Source organism: Nocardiopsis listeri, from assembly GCF_020741345.1.
GTDB classification, from domain to species: domain Bacteria; phylum Actinomycetota; class Actinomycetes; order Streptosporangiales; family Streptosporangiaceae; genus Nocardiopsis; species Nocardiopsis listeri_A.
Genome location: NZ_DYZD01000065.1, coordinates 1 through 3,937, shown reverse-complemented (window position 1 = coordinate 3,937; position 3,937 = coordinate 1). Strand labels below are relative to the sequence as shown.

Below are 3,937 nucleotides of genomic sequence, written 5' to 3'. Positions count from 1 at the left end.
GGCCGCCGTGGAGGAGACCGAACGGCGTCTGACGATGTTGGCCGACACTCGCCGTAGGCAGATCGAGGAACTGCCTGGGGGACTGAGCCCGGACACGTTCCCAAGGCACCGGGACGTGGAGCGTTGGGCCGGCACCGTCGCTTCCGCCATGGAGAGCCGGTGGACCGGATGGTGGCACCGATGGCGCACACGCCGGGGGCTCCGGGTAGCGGGGTCCGACCATGATCTGGCCGCCGTCCTGAGTTTTTTGACCACCGAACGCGAGTGGATCGGGCTGCTGGAGGAACTACGTGCCCGACCCCGCCCCGAGGACGTGGCCGACACGGTCCGCGCCCTGCGTGAGAAGCGACGCCCGGAGAGCACGGAACTGCTGCTGGGCAGGGTCGCCGAGGCACTGACCTCAGGCAGGCCCGTCATCGAGGAACGTTTGCGCAACCTGGATTCGGGCGGGTCCGGATGGAAGGGCATGAAGAACCTGGTGCGCACCGTCCGGGCCTGGGCCACCACGTCCCGCTCGGTGCGCGGGGTGTTCCCGCCCATGCCGGGCCTGTTCGATCTGGTGGTGGTCGATGAGGCGAGCCAGTGCACCGTCGCGGACCTGATTCCCTTGTTGTATCGGGCCAGGAGGGCGCTGGTGATCGGGGACCCGCACCAGTTGCAACCGGTCAATGGGCTCACTGACCAGGACGACCGCAGGATCCAGGTCGTCCATGGGCTGCGCGCCGACGAACTCGACGATCGCTCGCTCACCTACACCGGCTCTTCCGCCTACCACGCCGCGGCCTCGGCGCTGGCGGCCGGCGGCGGCGAGGTGCTCTGGCTCGACGAGCACTATCGGTGTCACCCCGACATCGTCGCCCCCGTCAACCGGCGCTTCTACGGTGAACGACTCGCGGTACGCACCGACACGGTGGGCCTCACCGCTCCTGAGGACCCCGCGTCTCGATGGATCGACGTGCGTGGACGGTGTGAACGTCCGGGCGGGCGGTCCTGTCGCAACTCCGAGGAGGCCGAGGCGGTGGTGGACCTGCTCCGAGAGCTGTGGACGAGCCTTCCGGAGAAGGCGAGCATCGGCGTGGTCTCGCCCTTCACCGCCCAGGTGCGCGAGATCGAGCGCAAACTGGGCCAGAAGGCACTCCAGAGGATCAGGGTGGGGACAGCGCACACCTTCCAGGGAGGTGAGTGCGACGTGGTGGTCGTGTCCCCGGCCGCGGCCACCGGTGTGCATCGCTCCAGCGGCCAGTGGGCGCTGCGGCAGCAGAACCTGTGGAACGTCGCTGTGACCCGGGCCCGCTCACGTTTGTACGTCGTGGGTGACCGGGCGTACTGGGCCGACCAGGGAGGGCTGCTCTCCGACTTCGCCGACGGTTCGGTCGAGCCCGTGGACAAGTCGTCCGGCGATGCCCGCAGCCGACTGTTCGAGGCACTCGTTGACCGAGGAGCGGAGCCCAGGGTGTGTCAGAGCATCGGAGGATACGTGTGCGACCTGCTGGTGAGTGGAGCCGCCGGTGAGAGGGCGGTGATCGTCGACCGTGCGGGTGTGGGCACCAGTATGTCCCTGGGGCCGGGCCGGACACTGCAACGAACCCTGGACCACGCGACCCTGTTCGAGAAGGTTTCGGGTCTGCGCACGGTACGGGTCCCCGCGTGGCGTTGCCTGACCGAACCCGAGGTGGTGGCCGGGGAGATCGTGGAGGAGAAGGTGGAGCGTCCCTGGCCTGACCCGAGGTGATCCGGCCGGCCACCGTATGTCGGACGGCCCGGCCCGGTCCGGTTGATCGCTTGGTCTGAGGAAGCCGACCTCCACGTAGGGGCATGGCTGAAGCTCCCGCGCCCTCCAGTTCTGTACAGGGCGCCCGGGGATGTGACACCCTCGAAATTGGGCATACGTCCAAGACGACCGCCCAAATCCACGACGGGGGAGAGCGCATGACCACACAGCGGGCGCAGCAGGTGCGAGAGAGCCTGCTCGACGCGGCGGCCGAGCTCATCGCCGAGCGGGGGTGGACCGGGGTGAGTACCCGGGTGCTGGCCGAGCGGGCCGGGGTGGGCCCCGGGCTGGTCCACTACCACTTCCCCTCCCTGCGAGCCCTGCTCAACGAGGCCGCGCTGCGCACCATGCGGGCCGTGGTCCACGAGGGGGCCGCCCACCTGCCGGGCGCCACCGCCGGGGAGGGGCTCGACCTGATGCTCGGCTCCCTGGAGGCCTACTCGGGCGACGACCCCACCTCGGTGCTCTTCACGGAGGCCTTCCTGGCCGCCGGGCGCGACGCGGAACTGCGCGAGGCCCTCATCCGACTCCTGGCGGACTTTCGCGACCTGGTGACCGACTGGATGCGCGCCATCGGGGTGCCCGACCCCGACACCACCGCCCGAGTCCTCGCCGCGTCCGTGGACGGGCTCATGCTGCACCGCCCCCTGGACCCCTCCCTGACCGCCGAGTCCGTCGTCCCCATCCTGCGCAGGCTCCTGGCCGGAGCCGTTGAGGAGCAACGATGAGCACACCGCACGCACACGCACCGCACGTCGTCGTCGCCGGCGCCGGGATCGCGGGGCTCGCCCTGGCCCACCGCCTGGCGCACCACGGCCGGCGGGTCACCGTGGTCGAACGGGCCCCGGGTCCGCGACCGCAGGGCTACATGATCGACTTCTTCGGTCCCGGTTACGACGCGGTCCGCGTCATGGGGCTGCTGCCCCGGATCCGGGAACTGGGCCACGACTTCGACGAGGCCGTCCTGGTGGACGAACAAGGAAGGCGGAAGGCTTCGATCGGTTTCCGGCGCTTCGCCCAGGCCCTGGGCGGGTCCCTGGTCTCGATCATGCGCCCGGACCTGGAACTGGCCCTGCGTGAATCCCTGCCGGGCGGGGTGGAACTGCTCTACGGGGCCGCGCTGACCGGGGTGGAGGAGCACCCGGACGGGGTCGAGGCACGGCTGGCCGACGGTCGGGTCCTGCAAGCCGATCTGCTGGCCGGAGCCGACGGCATCCACTCCACGGTGCGGAGCCTGGTCTTCGGACCGGAGGAGGACCATCTGCTCCACCTGGGTTTCCACACCGGCGCCTTCGTCTTCGAGGACGCCGAACTGCACACCCGCCTGCGGGGACGTTTCCTGCTCACCGACAGTCTGGGCGCCCAGATGGGCTTCTACGGACTGGAGGGGAACAGGGTGGCGGTCTTCGCCGTACACCGCACCGAGGACACCACCCTGCCCGAGGACCCTCGCCGGGCCCTGCGCGAGGCCTGCGCGGGTCTGGGGTGGATGGTGCCACGGGCGTTGGAAAGGTGCCCGGAGCCCGAACACGTCTACTACGATCACGTGGCCCAGTCGAGGATGGACTCCTGGTCCAAGGGGCGGGTGGTACTGCTGGGAGACGCCTGTCAGGCGGTGTCGCTGCTGGCCGGACAGGGCGCCTCGATGGGTGTGGGCGGAGCGTTCGTGCTGGCTGAGGAGCTGGCCCGGGCGGGCACGGTGCGCGAGGGGCTGGAGCGCTACGAGGCGCGGTGGCGTCCGGTGGTGGCCGAACGCCAGAGCGCGGCCCGTACCGGGACCTCCTGGTTCCTGCCCGACACCGCGCTGCGGCTTCGGCTGCGCCGTCTCGTCCTGAGACTGGCCGCCCTGCCGGGTGTGGACCGCCGGGTGGCCTCGGCGATGTCGGGCAAGCCCAGCCGGGTGGTCGAGGATCTCGCCGCCACGCCCCTGGTCGAGCCGATCGGGGGCGTGGGCGGGAGTTCAACGGAGGGCCGGGGCGGGTCCTGAACGCCCCGGCCGTGAGGTCGGAGCCTCAGGTGTCGCAGCTGCGGCAGCGGCGTGTGGCCACCCGCTTGGTGTTGCCCTTCGTCGCGTGGGCGGGCGTGCTCTCGCCCAGGCGACGCCACAGGAGTGGGTCGGGATCGTTGATCCAGCCCCACATCGGCGCGTCGATCTCGGATTCGGAC

General features: G+C 70.6%; 3 protein-coding genes. All 3 read left to right on the top strand.

Annotated elements, in window-relative coordinates; genetic code table 11:
* The coding region (locus tag K8V84_RS04250) for a DEAD/DEAH box helicase (RefSeq protein WP_304070611.1) at positions 1-1,732 on the top strand (1,732 nt) is incomplete at its 5' end.
* A 197-nt stretch (positions 1,733-1,929) separates the two neighbouring features.
* Positions 1,930-2,499, top strand: a complete 570-nt coding sequence (locus K8V84_RS04245) for a TetR/AcrR family transcriptional regulator (RefSeq protein WP_304070610.1) — start codon at positions 1,930-1,932, stop codon at positions 2,497-2,499.
* Positions 2,496-3,758, top strand: coding sequence for an FAD-dependent oxidoreductase (locus K8V84_RS04240; RefSeq protein WP_304070608.1), 1,263 nt, complete (start codon positions 2,496-2,498; stop codon positions 3,756-3,758). Before K8V84_RS04245 ends, K8V84_RS04240 begins: the two co-directional genes overlap by 4 nt.
* Positions 3,759-3,937 lie beyond the last annotated feature (179 nt).